Annotated in this window: 16 protein-coding genes and 1 pseudogene; 5 read left to right on the forward strand and 12 right to left on the reverse strand. The window is 40.1% G+C overall.

Annotation, left to right across the window (positions count from 1 at the left end):
- Positions 1 to 52: 52 nt before the first annotated feature.
- Together GARC_RS03285 and GARC_RS03290 are read right to left on the reverse strand one after the other, a co-directional pair.
- Positions 53 to 571, reverse strand: a complete 519-nt coding sequence (locus GARC_RS03285) for a hypothetical protein (RefSeq protein ID WP_007616681.1) — start codon at positions 569 to 571, stop codon at positions 53 to 55.
- A 171-nt stretch (positions 572 to 742) separates the two neighbouring features.
- On the reverse strand, positions 743 to 1,237 hold the full coding sequence (locus GARC_RS03290) for an immunity 22 family protein (protein ID WP_007616682.1): 495 nt from the start codon (positions 1,235 to 1,237) through the stop codon (positions 743 to 745).
- Between the two features lie 195 nt (positions 1,238 to 1,432).
- Between GARC_RS03290 and GARC_RS03295 the strand changes: the two genes are divergently transcribed.
- Both GARC_RS03295 and GARC_RS03300 read left to right on the forward strand, forming a co-directional pair.
- A complete protein-coding gene (locus GARC_RS03295; RefSeq protein ID WP_007616684.1) occupies positions 1,433 to 2,266 on the forward strand; it encodes an HpcH/HpaI aldolase/citrate lyase family protein in 834 nt (277 codons plus the stop codon).
- Between the two features lie 187 nt (positions 2,267 to 2,453).
- Positions 2,454 to 3,305, forward strand: a complete 852-nt coding sequence (locus GARC_RS03300; protein ID WP_007616686.1) for a M90 family metallopeptidase — start codon at positions 2,454 to 2,456, stop codon at positions 3,303 to 3,305.
- Between the two features lie 124 nt (positions 3,306 to 3,429).
- On the opposite strand, the gene GARC_RS03305 is transcribed toward GARC_RS03300, so the two are convergent.
- Positions 3,430 to 4,485: a GGDEF domain-containing protein gene (locus tag GARC_RS03305; RefSeq protein WP_007616688.1), complete on the reverse strand. Its 1,056-nt coding sequence runs from the start codon at positions 4,483 to 4,485 to the stop codon at positions 3,430 to 3,432.
- 250 nt (positions 4,486 to 4,735) lie between these two features.
- Positions 4,736 to 5,923, reverse strand: a complete 1,188-nt coding sequence (locus GARC_RS03310; protein ID WP_007616694.1) for an aminotransferase class I/II-fold pyridoxal phosphate-dependent enzyme — start codon at positions 5,921 to 5,923, stop codon at positions 4,736 to 4,738.
- 218 nt (positions 5,924 to 6,141) lie between these two features.
- On the opposite strand from GARC_RS03310, the gene GARC_RS03315 reads away from it, so the two are divergent.
- The gene (locus GARC_RS03315; RefSeq protein WP_007616696.1) at positions 6,142 to 6,552 is read left to right on the forward strand and encodes a BLUF domain-containing protein; all 411 of its coding nucleotides are present in this window, start codon (positions 6,142 to 6,144) and stop codon (positions 6,550 to 6,552) included.
- Between the two features lie 64 nt (positions 6,553 to 6,616).
- Here the strand turns inward: GARC_RS03315 and GARC_RS03320 are convergent, their stop codons facing one another.
- Positions 6,617 to 7,513: a nucleotidyl transferase AbiEii/AbiGii toxin family protein gene (locus tag GARC_RS03320; protein WP_007616698.1), complete on the reverse strand. Its 897-nt coding sequence runs from the start codon at positions 7,511 to 7,513 to the stop codon at positions 6,617 to 6,619.
- Entirely contained in the window at positions 7,503 to 8,045 is a 543-nt protein-coding gene (gene abiEi, locus GARC_RS03325; RefSeq protein WP_007616700.1) for a type IV toxin-antitoxin system AbiEi family antitoxin, read from the reverse strand. The genes GARC_RS03320 and abiEi overlap by 11 nt, the downstream gene beginning before the upstream one ends.
- A gap of 79 nt (positions 8,046 to 8,124) precedes the next feature.
- Between abiEi and GARC_RS27675 the strand changes: the two genes are divergently transcribed.
- Positions 8,125 to 8,448 carry an SRPBCC family protein gene (locus GARC_RS27675; RefSeq protein WP_153810856.1) on the forward strand — a complete coding sequence of 108 codons (324 nt, stop codon included), beginning with the start codon at positions 8,125 to 8,127 and terminating at the stop codon, positions 8,446 to 8,448.
- Positions 8,449 to 8,456: 8 nt separating this feature from the next.
- On the opposite strand, the gene GARC_RS03330 is transcribed toward GARC_RS27675, so the two are convergent.
- From GARC_RS03330 to GARC_RS27135, 3 genes and pseudogenes are all read right to left on the reverse strand, one after another.
- Positions 8,457 to 9,419, reverse strand: a complete 963-nt coding sequence (locus GARC_RS03330) for a universal stress protein (protein ID WP_007616702.1) — start codon at positions 9,417 to 9,419, stop codon at positions 8,457 to 8,459.
- 1 nt (position 9,420) lies between these two features.
- The gene (locus GARC_RS27130; RefSeq protein ID WP_226989052.1) at positions 9,421 to 10,161 is read right to left on the reverse strand and encodes an NAD-binding protein; all 741 of its coding nucleotides are present in this window, start codon (positions 10,159 to 10,161) and stop codon (positions 9,421 to 9,423) included.
- Positions 10,148 to 11,131 (reverse strand): annotated as a pseudogene (locus GARC_RS27135) (cation:proton antiporter domain-containing protein). Before GARC_RS27135 ends, GARC_RS27130 begins: the two are co-directional and overlap by 14 nt.
- A gap of 373 nt (positions 11,132 to 11,504) precedes the next feature.
- Between GARC_RS27135 and GARC_RS27140 the strand changes: the two are divergent.
- Entirely contained in the window at positions 11,505 to 11,603 is a 99-nt protein-coding gene (locus GARC_RS27140) for a hypothetical protein (RefSeq protein ID WP_226989055.1), read from the forward strand.
- A gap of 87 nt (positions 11,604 to 11,690) precedes the next feature.
- Here the strand turns inward: GARC_RS27140 and GARC_RS03340 are convergent, their stop codons facing one another.
- The 3 genes from GARC_RS03340 to GARC_RS03350 form a co-directional block, all read right to left on the reverse strand.
- Positions 11,691 to 12,758: an SMP-30/gluconolactonase/LRE family protein gene (locus tag GARC_RS03340; RefSeq protein WP_007616709.1), complete on the reverse strand. Its 1,068-nt coding sequence runs from the start codon at positions 12,756 to 12,758 to the stop codon at positions 11,691 to 11,693.
- A 185-nt stretch (positions 12,759 to 12,943) separates the two neighbouring features.
- A complete protein-coding gene (locus tag GARC_RS03345; protein WP_007616710.1) occupies positions 12,944 to 13,837 on the reverse strand; it encodes a ThuA domain-containing protein in 894 nt (297 codons plus the stop codon).
- A 264-nt stretch (positions 13,838 to 14,101) separates the two neighbouring features.
- Positions 14,102 to 15,196 (reverse strand): sterol desaturase family protein, encoded by a 1,095-nt coding sequence (locus GARC_RS03350; protein ID WP_007616711.1) that lies wholly within the window; start codon positions 15,194 to 15,196, stop codon positions 14,102 to 14,104.
- Positions 15,197 to 15,244: the final 48 nt, after the last annotated feature.

The raw sequence follows: 15,244 nt of genomic DNA on the forward strand, positions 1-15,244 counted from the left end.
ATCTGAACACGGGATAAGCCATACGTTCAGATTCAAAAGTTTAGAGTATGTTTTATGATGCAAAAATCACAAATATAAGCGCAAACAAAGCCCCTGCAATAGATATCTTTATGCCATTTTTGAAGAAAGGCAACTTTGGCATAAACATCAAAAATGACGATACAACAAAGAATAATAATGAAACTCCAAAACCTATATTAAGGAAAAACAGTGGGCTATTATGTGTGGCTTTGTGCAACTTCACTAATTTGGCTAGAGGTTTGGGATAGTCAATTGTATTGATTACAGCCTCCCCGGTACTTTTATCATATTGACCAAGGTTAAAAATAATGGCGTCGTTCGATTCAGACTCGACTTTAAAATTTTTCAAGCGCAGATTATCACCTAATGACTCAATCTGTAATCCCGGCTCTAACTGACGTACTTCGGTTTGTGGAAACTTGAGAAAGTCTGTCTGTCTAAATATTAATAGGATCCCACTAGTAGCGTAAATTGTGATAACACCCGCCAAAAAAAATCCCAGCCAACGGTGGTACTTACGAATACTATTATGAAATTTTGGTGACGCCATATATTCCTCAATGGGTGTTTAAATAATTGTGCTGTGCACATCAATATCTTAATTAACCAAAGATGGAGTCAATTAAGATCCTTAGCTCGTTCGTTAACGAGAATAACATTTCTCAAATAGGTAAAAAAAGACAATAGCCATAAATAAATCGTAAAGCTAAAGTTATCCACCTTATTCTGGATCTATCTCTGTTTCATCGTCATTTTCATCTTCTTCTTCACCCAACAGACTCTCGCTAGAAGCATCATAGTTAAAAGCTCCCAAAAAGGTGGTGTATTCATCTTCAGCAACACCACTAAGTTTGACGCTATATTCCTGTTCGAAAAGTAAAATAATCCAGGTTACTTGCTCCATCTTATTTTTTTTCGCTTTACTCATCAAATTAACGATAAAAGAGCTTGAGCAAGAACAGCCACCAGCCGCTTCATGTATATCTATGGTGCCAGTGTGTGCACCATTAGTTTCCATCATCTCAGGAGTAAAATAGCGTATTTTATAATTGTCTGACCAAGCGTTTCTTGCCCGAGTACCTTTTTTGAAAAAGGTCTCCTCAAAATATTCATCAGGAATATCAGCGTAAGGATGTTGCGAGGCCCAAACGGATACTTTGCCTTTGGTATTAAAAAGTAACCCTTTTTCAGGAGTTGAATGATTGTCTTGGTTCATAGAAAAGTGACTGCCGATAATGAATATTTGTGTATTCTATTATAGTGACAGGGGAATAGCGCGCTATTGTGAGCAACTTCAACGAAGATAGGCGTAATAATAGTGGTGCTGGACGGTATGGCTTATCCCGAGCTGAGGTTAAATATGCTCATTGCTAATTCCCTGTATTAAAACCAATAAATTAAAGAGGTGATTATGAAAAAACTCATTCGTTCGTTGTTATTTGTGCCTGGCTCTAAGCCAGAACGTTTTAATAAAGCCTTAAATGCCGGTGCTGATCTGGTCTGCATTGATCTAGAAGATGCTGTTTTACCTAGCGATAAAGACAGTGCTCGCCAAACTATAGTTGATTTTATCGCAGGTTTAGATGAGACCAACAAACAAAAGCTTTGTGTGCGTATCAATCCATTATCTACTGTATTAGGTATTTTGGATTTAGAAGTACTGGCTACAGTTCAACCCGCTTACATTATGCTAGCCAAATGTAACGACGCTGCCGAAATGACAAAAGCCAGCCAATTATTGCATCCGGGGACCACTAAACTCATTGGCTTAATTGAAACCTTAGAAGGTTTAGACAACGCCCCCCAAATTGCCAAGGCATCAAACAAAGTCGTCGCCTTGATGTTTGGTGGTGCAGATATGTCGGCAGAGTTGCGCTGTGAGTTTGCCTATCAACCGCTGTTATTTGTGCGTAGTCAATTAGTGATGGCTGCTGCTAGAGCCAAAATTGATTTAATAGATGTGCCTTATGTCAACATTAAGGATGAAGCAGGTTTACTGGCCGAAACCCAACTAGTTAAAGACTTAGGCTTCAGTGCAAAAGCGGCGATCCATCCCTGCCAAATAGCGGCCATTCATATGGCCTTCAAGCCCACTACTACTCAAATTGCTTACGCCGAACAGGTTATGCAAACGGTTGATGGTCAAGAAAATGCAGGAGTGGTGGTGGTCAACGGCCGCATGGTAGACAGACCAATAATATTAGCTTGTCAGCGCACTTTAGCATTGGCAAAAGTAATAGATTAAATACCCATCCGTATATCAAGGTTTGCGATGGATTTAACTGCTTAATGACAACACAGTCGGACTCTAGTGGCTGAAATCCACGGAATGCTATTTATCTCAGGATCAGCTCTTAAATAAACTTCTTCAAACTCCTCATATAAAAACTTGATAAGCTAGTGTCTGTCCTTAAATCACCCACAGAAAATCTATGCGCCAAAACCTAATATATTGTTTACTGAGTTTACCCATTTTGGCCATGGTGGCGTGGTTTTACCTAGACAAACGCAAAATAAAACAGCGTGAGTTAAAACGTATCCGCTTAAGAGCGCAGCCATTACCCCCAGAATACTTACACATATTACAAACTGAATTTCCTTTGTATTTGCGTTTACCCAATGAATTACAGAGTAAATTAGCGGGCCATATTCAGGTGTTTTTAGATGAGAAAGACATAGTTGGCCGAAATGACTTCGAAATAAACGATACAGTCAGAGTGTTAATTGCCGCGCAAGCTTGTTTGTTAATACTTAATCGGCCAGGCAATTATTATCCTGGATTTCGTAGCATCTTGGTTTACCCAGAGACTTATGTAGCCAGCAGCACTCGGATAGAAGGCATGTTGCATATTACTGGTACTAGTACCAGAGCGGGGGAATCTTGGCACCGAGGTCCGGTAATACTGGCTTGGGATCATGTATTGCAAGGAGCCAGAGATAGTCGCGATGGCCACAATGTGGTGATGCATGAATTTGCCCACAAACTAGACGAAGAAAATGCCGCAATGGATGGTTTGCCTTTATTGCCCACAGCAGCCCAATATCAACAATGGTCACAAGTATTAAATGCCGAGTTCAGTGTGCAACAACAAAAGTGGGCCGATGGTGAAGACGATGTAATTGACAGCTACGGCGCCACATCACCAGCCGAGTTTTTTGCGGTGGTGACTGAAACATTTTTTGAAAAACCCCATCAGCTAGAGCACCATCACCCGAAATTATATGAACAATTTAAACAGTGTTATTTGCTTGACCCCAAACAATGGTCTGCAGCCAAACATTAATTACCCCCGTAACTTAGGTTGTTAATAATCAGCTATCTAAGCGGCTCATAAAAATTGCAAGCCGATGCAAGCCCTCTTCGAGTTCAGATGAAATTTTGTATGAGTGTTGTGGTAACGATGAGGTTCATAATTCCACACGATTCCTACCGTCCGCTTTACCTTTATAAAGGGCTCGGTCGGCACGGGCTATAGCAGAATCCAAGCTCTCTGCTTGCTTCAACTCACTAATACCTGCCGTGATAGTGGGACTAACATCTTCCCCAATTTCCTTAAGCCAGTCATAGGTAAGAAACGCAGCTCTTATTCGCTCGGCGCTCAACTGCACATCAATGAGGGGGGTGTCGGGGAGAATAATCAAGAATTCTTCCCCCCCCCAGCGCGAGATAAGATCTTGCTTGCGGACTTGTTTTTTTATGATCTGTGCAACCCTAACGAGAACATCGTCGCCAACTTTATGGCCGTACTGGTCGTTAATTTTTTTGAAATAGTCAATATCAATTAAGATAATACCAATACCGTCGTTTGTTCTATTAAAGTCTTGTATTTCTTTGTCTACTAGGTCGTTCATATAGCGTCGGTTGTACAACTCTGTAAGAGGATCTGTTGTTGCCAATATGTTCAGTTTTTTTTGAGCGCGACGCGCGGTCTTTAAATAGTACAACGACAAATAGCTGAGCATCACAAACACTACACTCAGGTTGAACAAATGAACTATTTTCAACGCAAATGAATTAATTGGCTGAATTGGCTCAATAAACCAAGCTAAAAAGTCTAGTCCGACATAACACGCGAATAACACTGTCAATGTGATTAACGCTGGTCTAAAAGATGTTGATAAACAAATTGCCGGAATAAACATGAGTAAATAGTAATGAAAGCCACTTTCCCAACCAATAAGAATAATACCGAGCCCTGCATGAATTATCACTTCTGACCAGATAAGGGCGACAGCAATTCTTTTCTTTCGGTTTTTGGAGGCATAATAAACTAAGGTGTATATCGCCACACTGACAATATTGACCCAAGCAAGAATAGGCGAACCCAAAGCGTAAAAAAGAAAAAAGAATGCAACATCAATTAATGCAGCAACTTGAGCGCTACGCATAAACACTAGCCAAAATTCGGGTCTTCGATCTTTCCCTTGAACATTACGTATTCTATCGTTGTTAGTCGTTTCCATTTACCAAAATCATTAATGAGATAAGAATGTTAACATTACACGAATTAACTCCCATGTTAAATAATGGCAAAACAATATAAAACGAACTGTCGGCAACACTAATGCTTTGACTTTCCCTCCACTGATGATTGATATTAGTAAAAACAAAAGCCCCCTAGCAAAACTGCAAAATAAGGGGCTGGCAGTTTATTTCAAACTACTAAAATTAAGCAAATTCTTGAATAAAATGAGCACGGCTTATCACCAAACACTAAGTGGTAAGGCTACTTTTTAAGCCTTCCATAAAGATTGCAAGTCGATGCAAGCCCTCTTCGAGTTCAGATTCTGCAGAAGCAAATGACAAACGCACATACTGGTCGCCTTGGAATTCACCAAAATCATTGCCTGGCGTTAGCGCAACATGAGCTTCTTGCAATACTCGCTCACAAAAAGTCATAGCGGAAAGCCCTGTGGGACTCACATCGATATAAACATAAAAAGCGCCGTCAGGGGAAACTGGCACATGTAATCCACATTTTTGTAATCCAGCCAGTACCAGTTTTTTTCGAGTAATAAGGGTTGCTCGTCTTGCCTCACACACAGCAATAGAGCTTGGGGTGAAACATTGTAAAGCGGCTTTTTGGGCTAAAGTCGACGGGCAAATATAATAATTCTGCGCCAGTCTTTCCATCACATCGACAGCGCGTTCAGGCACCACACACCAGCCTAATCGCCAACCTGTCATGCCAAAATATTTCGAAAAGCTGTTAATAACAAGCGCCTCATCATCGAATGACAATACACTCATTGGTTGTGAATCGGCTTGGCCATGGTGCAAGTTAAGATAAATCTCATCAACAATTCGCCATGCCCCTTTGCTGCGCGCAAATTGGCACATCGCAGCTAGTTCATCTGCTGCTATAGCTGTACCTGTGGGGTTAGAGGGAGTGGCTAACATTAAACCGCGCGTGCCTGACTGCCAGTGTTGTTCAAGCAGCGCCATATTCAATTGAAAGCGTGAATCTGCTTGAGTCGGCACCAATTGCACCTTGCCACCAAAACTTTTTATAAATTGTTTATTACAAGGGTACGACGGATCAGCCATGATCACCTTGTCACCCTCATCCACAAAGGCAGCCGACAGTAGTAATAAGGCTGCAGATGCCCCTGCTGTGACCACAATACGTTTTGGATCGATTTCAATTTGGTGGCTTGTTTGATAAAAGCCTGCAATGGCAGCACGTAGTTCTGGTAACCCTAGTGCCGAGGTGTAAGGCAGCGGCGCATTGATCGCAAGATCCTGCATTGCTGTTAACACGTCTGGCGGTGCACCAAAATCAGGCTCGCCTATGTTCAATCTAACAATGTGTTTGCCTTGCTCTTCCAAACGAGCAGCTTTTTCACTAAAAGCCATGGCAAAAAACGGCGAAATCGCTTGAGCGCGTTGTGAATATTTCAAATGATACAACTCAACTTTATGGAAAATAGTGAAACAATAGCCAGCTATTTTGCCCTTTGTAGCAACGTAAAACACCCTTTAACTAAAGATTGATTTTTCCAATCGTTAGCTTGGCTATCTATTCATTGCTGTGCATCTAAGTGGATCAAAAAACGTTGGCTTACTGAGTCATAGAGGATAATCTCAATAACATCGATAAATATCGGACGTTTATTACTGTGTACCAACTCATCTATGTTAGCGACAAAGTAAATACATTTGTGCCAAGTGATATGGATTCGATTCTATGTAAAGCGCGCGAAAATAACGAAAAGTATGGCATTACAGGTTTGTTAGTAGAACTACCACAACACTTCATTCAGATTATTGAAGGTAAACAAGATGATGTTGAGTTCGCCTATAAGCTCATATCCAAAGACACCAGACATCATAATCTGCGAGTGATTTTAGCCACCACAACCAAAACCAGAGAAATGGAGGCTTGGGCGATGGGATTTTCTAAAGATTTAGACCGATCCGAACTCAATGACGCGCTACATATACTGAACTCATTTAGCGAAAAACAAAAGTTTAGTGATATTCACGGCCAGAGTTTAAAAATGTTATTGAAAAGTCTAAGTCCTGAATAATCAATGTGAAAACAGCGTGAAACTATAGCGAAGCTAAGTAACCTGAGTTCGGGATATTTATTTTCTACATCTTAAATCTGGCTGATTTTTGTGATTTTTTACCCTTTAATATATCGTTAATTTGTATCACATCAGCCATTATCTCTTGTCCCACAGCTCTCCAGAAATTTGGATTATTAAGAGTGTTGGAGCGAATATCTTGTGGTAAAAAACGGCTCATTTCTCGTTCAAAATCTAACTTGGTTGTTTTGTCTTCAATTACCAGTTGGGAATGTCGCTCAGTATTTTCGATATATGATTGAATTGATTTTTCCCTTACTTCCAATTTTCGACGAATAAGCGTGGGGTCTTGTATGATTCCCCGTTGCTTTAACCACATGATATCCCATACATCTCTCGGTTTTATCCTGCGCTGACGAAAAGCAAAAGCGACCATTTTGTCAGCCATGATTTCATCCAAACTTTGCACAGGAATTGGTAAACTAGCTATCGGTGATTGGATCCCGTAATGATCAATAGCGGGATGAAATTCACGATCAAATGAAGGTAGAGCACATACATCTATATGCATTTTTTGTGATGGTAGGTCGGGTCTATCTGCATATTTTTCTATTGTAATTTTCCACGAAGAGGTATCTGTGTTAGTGAGTTTTGGCTCTCTGACGTCTACCCGCAATCCATATTTTCTATGTAGATGTATTTGCAATTGCTCCGCCATACCATCAAATTGACTTGTTTTAAAATCTAGCCCTGCAGTGAAATCTAGATCCTCAGACAAGCGACTTGAGTTGTAGCATATTCTTAACGATGTACCGCCGATGAAAGTCAATTGTTGTAAAATTCCTTCTAACTGCAATACCTGTATTATGTCATGGTGCAGTATTTCTTTTTCAACCACATCATCTAGCCCCAAAAGTTTTCGGTTTCTGCGTAAGGCACTTTGAACTATCTTATCCAACATCGTCTATTTCCTCGATCATATTTATGTTTCTTCCAACACGTTTAAGATCAGTAATTGCTCGTTTTTTGTTGGCGCGAAACATACCGATTTCATCATCAAAATATACGCTATCTTCAAGTAACCTAATATCTCGACTTGTATGGGTAAATTCAATTGTGCCGTAATCCGTTACGAATGTGCCACTGCGTCCAGTGGTCATCACGCTCAAATACGCCATTGGAATTTGAGATATCACTCCCACATGGCTTAATTGAGACTCGAGACTCACGTAATTGAAATACTTCCATCTAAGATGTTTGGCAATTCTGTATATTGCTCCCTTTGGGTTGGGAGCTAAGTGTGCGTTGACATAGATACCTTTTGTGACACGTTTAAGGGTATCGTTGCTTACACTTTTTGTAAGGATGGCACGAAAGGCTTTGTTATCCTCTCGATTAAGCATCATGGCTAGATCACTGGCGGTGAATATTCCGCAATGCCCATTATTGATAGCCTGAATAGTTAATTTATTAAGATCTTTGAATACACTCATCAGACAACCCCAATATATATACAATATACTTCCATAATGGCAGTTTTTTGCATACTTATCAAATCAACAATTACCTTCTATTTTAGAAGTTTTCTGTAGAGATGCAGATAAAAACGGATTAGGCTCAGTAAGACTTATTAAATCTTTTCCCACCCCAGCTTTTGAAGAAATCATTAAAGCTTACGAGCCAAATAAATTTATTGCCTATGAAATCAGCAAAGGTAGCCCTATTAAAAACCATAATGGTGAACTGCACTTTTCAGGTGACGGAGAAACCTCAAAACTGGTTTACACCATTAGCTTTGAACCTAAGGTGAATATTCCAATGTGGGGAAAATTGCTCAGCAGTTTGATAGAGAAACCCATAAGAAATGGGCTTAAACGATATGCCGAGCAATTGTGACTGGTAAATTAAGATATTGGTGAAACAAAACCTTTTGGCTTAATTGCTAAGACCGAACTGTTTAGTTGATTAAGGATAGTTTCAGCGGTATTACCAATTACTAGGCCAGCAATTCCAGTGCGGGCGATAGTTCCCATCACCACTAAATCTGCCCCAATGCTTTTCGCTATTTTAGGGAGTTCCTCACCAGCCCTCCCCTTTACTAAATGGGGGATCAGTGACAAATAATTAAAAGATTCATTACCTATTTCTTCGTTTAAGTTGTGAAATAACAAGTCCATTTGATACCTGCTATTGCGAAATTCTGATTCTAACATCTGCTTTTCAACGTTCTCGGGATCACTTGCCCACAAACCAATAAATCCAGCATCAGCTGCATTGTAGGCCGTTACCACATGCACTGTCGAAAATTCAGCTAAGGCAATTGAACAACTAAGAGCCAGGATCATATGATTCAATTCATCATTACAAGTTTCGTCATCTTCAGAATCAAAATCCACAGCAGCTAACACTTGTTTGTAATCAGGCTTTTCATCCTTTTTCATCAGCCAAACTGGGCATGGACAATTGCGCAATAAATGCATGTCGTCACTACCAATCAAACGGTCCAACCAACTCACCTTGTCAACTTCTTTAATAAGCATATCAACGTTTTGTGATAACACTAGGCGTACACTTTCAAGATATCTTTTTCCGACTTTTAGCAGCACCTTGACGTTCACATCTTTATCAAGAGTCTTTGCAAGCTGTAGTAAATTTTCTTGCTCTCGGGCAAAAACAGTTTTTTCCATTTCCACCGTACCCATGCCAACTTTTTTTACAGACGAAGGTAAAAAAAGCTTTGGGATCACTAGTAACAAGGTCAAATCGGCCTGATTATTCTTAGCTAGAGAAACGGCTCGTAGCAATGAAGGAGACGGTTCGCTGATGTCATGGTTCATTACATACAGAAAGTTCTTAAATCTTTTCATATTATGATTCTCCTTGTACCGGTTTATTTATTTGAACATTAAAACTTTCGAAAAGTGCATTGGCTGCGTGATCTGCAGTATCCTGAAAAGGCTCCAAAATAAGCTCAACTCCTAGAAAATTTAATTCTTCAGTTTCTACACTACTATGTGAAATCGCAGCTAACTTGCCTGTGTACCCTGCTGTTCGGGTTAACTGAACAACCGTTTTTCGTGGATCTTCTGACGATAAGCCAGTGTGCAGATGAGGGATAGTCGACACAACCCAAAGTGCACGTTTAAGGGGTAATTCAAGAATAAATTCAGCATCTGTCGCGTCCCCATAATTACAATCTAAGCCTAAATGATGCCAATGTTTTATCGCCGCAGGATTAAAATCAACTCCTAAAACTTTAATACCTTTATCTTTGAGTTGCATCGAGATAGCGGTTCCTAGCCGCCCTAAACCAAAGATGATAACGGGGTAGTGATCACCAGTATGATCATCTGTGGCCGCCTCACGAGGAACACCCGATCTTTCGAACATACCTATAAGAGGCGCAAACAAAGAATAGAGTTGATGTGAATAGGTAATCATATAAGTTGAGGCAGCTATGGTAATAATACCCACTAGTGTTACTAAGCCCAGAATATCTTGCGGCACATGGCCAAGCCCTATGCCCATGGCTATAAAAATCAACGAAAACTCACTAATTTGCGCCACGGTTAAACCGGCTAGAAAACCTGTTCTTTTACCATATCCCATAAGTCCCCATAATAATCATCACAATAAGAGGATTACCAATAAGCACAAAAAGTGAAAAAATAATGGCCGCGGATAAATGGGTGCCAAGTTGCGATAAATCTAATGTCGCGCCTAAAGCGATAAAGAAAAACAGCAGTAAAAAATCACGCAAAGGTGCGAGCCTTGCTGCAATGCTTTCCCGATAAGGAGTAGACGCTAAGGCAACGCCTGCCAATAACCCACCCACTTCCATACCTAAGCCAACCATTTCGCCTATGGCCGCAAATAGTGCCGCTTGTGCAATGGCATAAATGACTAACTATTCTGGAGCTTTGGCAAGTTTGTCAGTTAGAGGGTTAGCCATGTAACGAACAAAAATAATAACAAAACCCAGTAAGCTCGCCCCTGAAATGGCGACTTGCCATACAGATGAGCTATTTGCATCACCATGACCAGAGCCTATACCAATAGTAGCCAACACTATCATAGCCACCACCACTACAAGATCTTGAACAATCAAAAATCCTAGTGCAATTTGACCATGTAGTGATTCGATTTCTCGTTTATCAGATAACAGTTTTACAATGATAATGGTCGAAGAAAATGTAAGGGCGACCGCTACATAAATGCTGGTAATATGATCTAGCCCAAGTCCCAAACCAATAAAATAACCAAGTAAAGATGTAAAAGCCACCTGACCCAACCCAGTCAAAACAGACACACCACCAATGGACTTAATTAATTTCACATCCAATTTGATGCCAACAAGAAATAGCAGTACCGCAATGCCTAATTCGGAAAGAAGGGTAATTTGATCTTTGGAATGAACTATATCAAGTACCGAAGGCCCTGCAATTAAACCGACAGCTATAAAACTGACGATTAGAGGTTGTCGTAATAACAAACCTATAAAACCCAAAAATGCAGCCAACACCAAAAGTACCGCAATTTCTGTAAAAGACGACTGCGCAATGAGCTCTGTTAAATTCATTTCATAACTCCTGTCTTGAAAATCAAAGATTTAGATACAGCGACAATAAGGTTTCAAAATTCTACCAATTAAGATCGATAACTCAATATGATATTGATCTAAACCGGGAAAATGGATTAAGAGCTTGATCTTAAGCAAGGATCAATGGGCATCAATTCAATTTTTATAACCCAGAAGATGATGTCTGATTAAATTAGAGCTCATCGGTTCACATATTTCCATTCATGTGCATTTATGTACCTCGGTGAAGGTCGCAGCGCACGGGCCACAGTTACTTATGATTTTTAGTTTTTAACCAATAGGATATCTATTTATTGAGCAATTATTAGCAAAAGACGAAGTAGCACGGTATCGTCAAAAGCTTGATAAAAATATTCAAACCCTAGTGACTAATCCTGCGATAAGCCGCGAAGAATTAGATAAGCTACATCACGTATACCACAATTTAATTAGGCAATATTCACAGGTTTGAGTGAAAAATTGCTTAAGAATATCAACATCTTCGAAGAAACAAATGGCCCATAAAAAGCAGATTAGCCACTAACTTAGTAATCACTCTTTATGGCAATTTATACTTACCAATGCGATCATTATGCAAACTCCCTAAATACAAATAACCATCATGCTCTTTAGCCGAGGTGATTTCTTTTAGGTGTTGTCCCGAGGGTTCGTGCAGGCTTTGGGTGATGTCACCTTGTTCATTTAAGGCCAACACTAAGCCATAAGGTTGTGGCTTAGGCCACATAGACTTGGGCAGTTTAGACATTTGAGTTTTGAGAAAAGGGTAAGGGTGTAAGCTATCCAAAACGTCATTGCGAACAGTAAACAGCGCCAACCAAAATGTGCCCTTACCATTGCTGGAAATGTTATCAGGAAACCCTGGCAGATTATCAATAAAAATCTCATGAGTGCCCGCTTGGGGTCCCTTCAACCAATACTTAACAATCCGGTAACGGTAAGTCTCATTCACTAAAACAAAGTCTTGCTGCTGAGACAAAGCCACACCGTTGGCAAAATAAAGATCGCTCAACAATAGCTTAATCTCACCAGTGCTTAGGTTGTAGCTTAGGAGTCTGCCGTGTGGTTTTGATTCTAAAAGATCATAAAGATATTCTTTGTGCCCATACTTAGCACTCGCATCCGTAAAATATATGATGCCATCACTGGAAATATCTAAAGCATCGGTGAACTTAAAGGGAGTTCCGTTCGCTGATGTCGCCAGAACAGTGATTTTTCCTTGAAGATTAATTGAAAGTAACCCTTTATCGGCGTCGCAAACAATCAGGTTTTCATTTTGATCAAATTGCATCCCCAAGGGACGTCCCTGAGTATCGGCAAAAACATCTAGTTTGCCATCTGTGGTTAAGACCATAATCTTGCCGTCTTGTGTTCCTCCGTAAACTCGACCTTGACTGTCCACTGCTACTTCTTCTGGGCCATTGATTTGCCCTAAAGCCAAAAGTTCAGCCTTGTGCAATAGCTTGTTAGCTGCAAGTACGCCTTTAAGTGCTTGCGGTTGAGGCGGTGAGTAAGCCACGGGCGCAATTGGGGCCGGTAGCCAAACAACAATAATAAACAAAACAATTGGAATAATGATGATGCTAATAATTAATTTTTTCAAATCCACTGACCTTATTTTAAATTCAATTTACAAAGCATCTGTCTATTTCAAAGACGATAAAACATTATAAATAATGCTTAATGAGCCTACTGAACCTGGGTTATGAGAAATAAGTTGAGGTCAGGAAGATATTCGCCGATTGCTCATCGGCCTTATCTTGATGCTGCAATGCAAAACCACAAAAATACTGGCTATTTTGCACAACCTAAAGATTGTGGATCGGTTATTTTAGCCGTCCAATTTAGGGTGTTTTTCAAAATGAGTAATGCTTCGGGTGTCTCATAGGTTTCATAACGATGTCCCATTGCCGTGTAAACCGAGCGAGCCTGATTGTCGCCAAGACATCGCGCCCAAATAATTGGATGATCTGACGTTTTTGGCCCCATGCGTAAATCAGAAATATCGCCATAAACAGTGTTTAAAGGGCTATAAGTGCTTTCATCTAATCCCGCAAGAACAATAAAATCATCACTAGGTGGAGCTTCAAATGTGTACCACTCATCAATCGCCATAAAATCCTTTGGCATACCAGCCATAACGGGATGGGTAGGCCCCAAAACCTCAACCCGCGCCTCTTGGAATTGTGGTGCCGCAGGATGGCTAACAAAGGTCGCGCCTAACAGTTCGTTGTGATAAAAATCCCAGTCTTGATGTGACGCATCACCTGAACCATGAATTAAAACAGTACCATTACCCTTAGATTGCCACTTGGCAAAAACCATTTCTTGTTCAGGTGTCAAGGCATCGCCCGTCATGTTATTAAAAACCACAACATTAAAACGTGCTAAGTCCTTTTCATTAAAGATACCGCTATGTTCTGTTGTGAAATAACCATACCCCATTTCTTTTGCAGCTTTCATAATAGCGAGGTTTGCTCCTGCAATGCCTTCTTCATGACGCCAATTTCGAGTTTCAGAAAAAATCAAAATGGAAGGTGTGGGAACAAATTCAAAATAGCGCCCCGTTGTTGTTACTTCTTCGCCAATAACAGTCACAGTGGGTTCTGCTGCCGCCAGTAACGGCTCAGGCTTAAGTGAGGAACAAGCGGTTAAAAAAACGCAAGGTAGCAGATATAATAATTTCATATAAAAAGGTATCACTAGATTATTTTAAAACAAGTATAAAGCCGTTTACACATAGGTTGCAATCGATGAGCAATGCTGATGAACAAGGGATAATTAAGGCGGTTTAATTTTACTTGTTCAGAAATAATTTTTGTACTTTTGTGCGTTCTTTAAATTTTATATAATCGAAAACTCTTGAAGAAACAAATCAAGAATTACTGAATTTCAACCTAGCAATCCAAAGAAAAAAATAGCGAGAAAATATCTCGCCTCCTTTGGGCAAACCTAACCTGTATTGCCTTTTTTTAGAAATACTTTGCTGGATTTTCTGTTGTTCATAACAACACCAAGAATTAACGCAAACAAAGTCATTATTAAGGCGCCACCAACTTGATACATATACGACATAGATCCAACATTGGCCATAAACCACATAAAAAATCCCAGCATCATCATGTAGTATAAAAAAACCATCACTTTTGCTTTTGACGATAAAGTGGGGTTATATTTGTGAAAATTTGTCAGATCAGTTTTCTCAATAGGGTATTTAAGTGCCACATCACTAGGGCGCCAACCAGTGCGAGAAAATAACATCGCCCATTTATCTCGGTAACTTTCGGCTCTCCAAGCATCACGGAACATGCCAACAAATACATGTACATTGGCCCACAAGGGGTTCCAACTGTTTAGGGCTGTTCGCAAACCATAGATAATTTCTTCGCTTTCATCTTCTTCAGCAAAAGTCCCAAACATCCGGTCCCATATTATTAATAGCCCGCCGTAATTTTTATCGATGTATCGAGCATTTTGCGCATGGTGAACCCTATGGTTCGAGGGCGTCACTAAAAACCACTCTAGAAACCCCAGTTTGGGAATGTGTTGAGTATGTATCCAAAATTGATACACAAGGTGCCCAGTAGAAATGGTTATAAACATATACAGCGGGATACCGAGCAAAAAACACGGCACAAAAAATATCCAAGTCGCAAATAAACCTGTACCTGTCTGTCGCAACGCTGTTGACAAGTTATAGTCTTCACTTTGGTGATGAACTACATGTGAGCCCCAAAAAAATTGGCGTTCGTGGCTAATGCGATGAAACCAGTAATAACAAAAATCATAAATAAGTATGGCGGCAATCCAATGTAGAACCAGGCTTTTATCAAAGGAAAAAATAGCCCATTGATTTTCTACTTTTGCAAATACCACCGCGCCTATACCAATAAACATAATTTTGCTTAAGGTGCGTAGCATACCCAGAGAAAGACTATTCACACTGTCATTCAGACGATAAGTGTTATTTTTTCTAAACCACCCCCAAGCCAATTCGAGCAATATGGCCAATAAAAAAAAGGGTGTTGCATAACTAATAATGTTCATTACATCTGTCCTCCTATGCACAATTGTACAATCTGCATCTTCGTCCAC

Source organism: Paraglaciecola arctica BSs20135 (assembly GCF_000314995.1).
GTDB classification, from domain to species: Bacteria; Pseudomonadota; Gammaproteobacteria; order Enterobacterales; family Alteromonadaceae; genus Paraglaciecola; species Paraglaciecola arctica.

What these genes read in the sequence shown, in the direction of transcription:
- GARC_RS03290 (WP_007616682.1), bottom strand. Translation starts at nt 1,237, where the DNA reads ATGAACCAAGACAATCATTCAACTCCTGAAAAAGGGTTACTTTTTAAT.
- abiEi (WP_007616700.1), bottom strand. Translation starts at nt 8,045, where the DNA reads ATGAGTGTATTCAAAGATCTTAATAAATTAACTATTCAGGCTATCAAT.
- GARC_RS03300 (WP_007616686.1), top strand. Translation starts at nt 2,454, where the DNA reads ATGCGCCAAAACCTAATATATTGTTTACTGAGTTTACCCATTTTGGCC.
- GARC_RS03350 (WP_007616711.1), bottom strand. Translation starts at nt 15,196, where the DNA reads ATGAACATTATTAGTTATGCAACACCCTTTTTTTTATTGGCCATATTG.
- GARC_RS03345 (WP_007616710.1), bottom strand. Translation starts at nt 13,837, where the DNA reads ATGAAATTATTATATCTGCTACCTTGCGTTTTTTTAACCGCTTGTTCC.
- GARC_RS03330 (WP_007616702.1), bottom strand. Translation starts at nt 9,419, where the DNA reads ATGAAAAGATTTAAGAACTTTCTGTATGTAATGAACCATGACATCAGC.
- GARC_RS27130 (WP_226989052.1), bottom strand. Translation starts at nt 10,161, where the DNA reads ATGGGATATGGTAAAAGAACAGGTTTTCTAGCCGGTTTAACCGTGGCG.
- GARC_RS03295 (WP_007616684.1), top strand. Translation starts at nt 1,433, where the DNA reads ATGAAAAAACTCATTCGTTCGTTGTTATTTGTGCCTGGCTCTAAGCCA.
- GARC_RS03320 (WP_007616698.1), bottom strand. Translation starts at nt 7,513, where the DNA reads ATGTTGGATAAGATAGTTCAAAGTGCCTTACGCAGAAACCGAAAACTT.
- GARC_RS03285 (WP_007616681.1), bottom strand. Translation starts at nt 571, where the DNA reads ATGGCGTCACCAAAATTTCATAATAGTATTCGTAAGTACCACCGTTGG.
- GARC_RS03305 (WP_007616688.1), bottom strand. Translation starts at nt 4,485, where the DNA reads ATGGAAACGACTAACAACGATAGAATACGTAATGTTCAAGGGAAAGAT.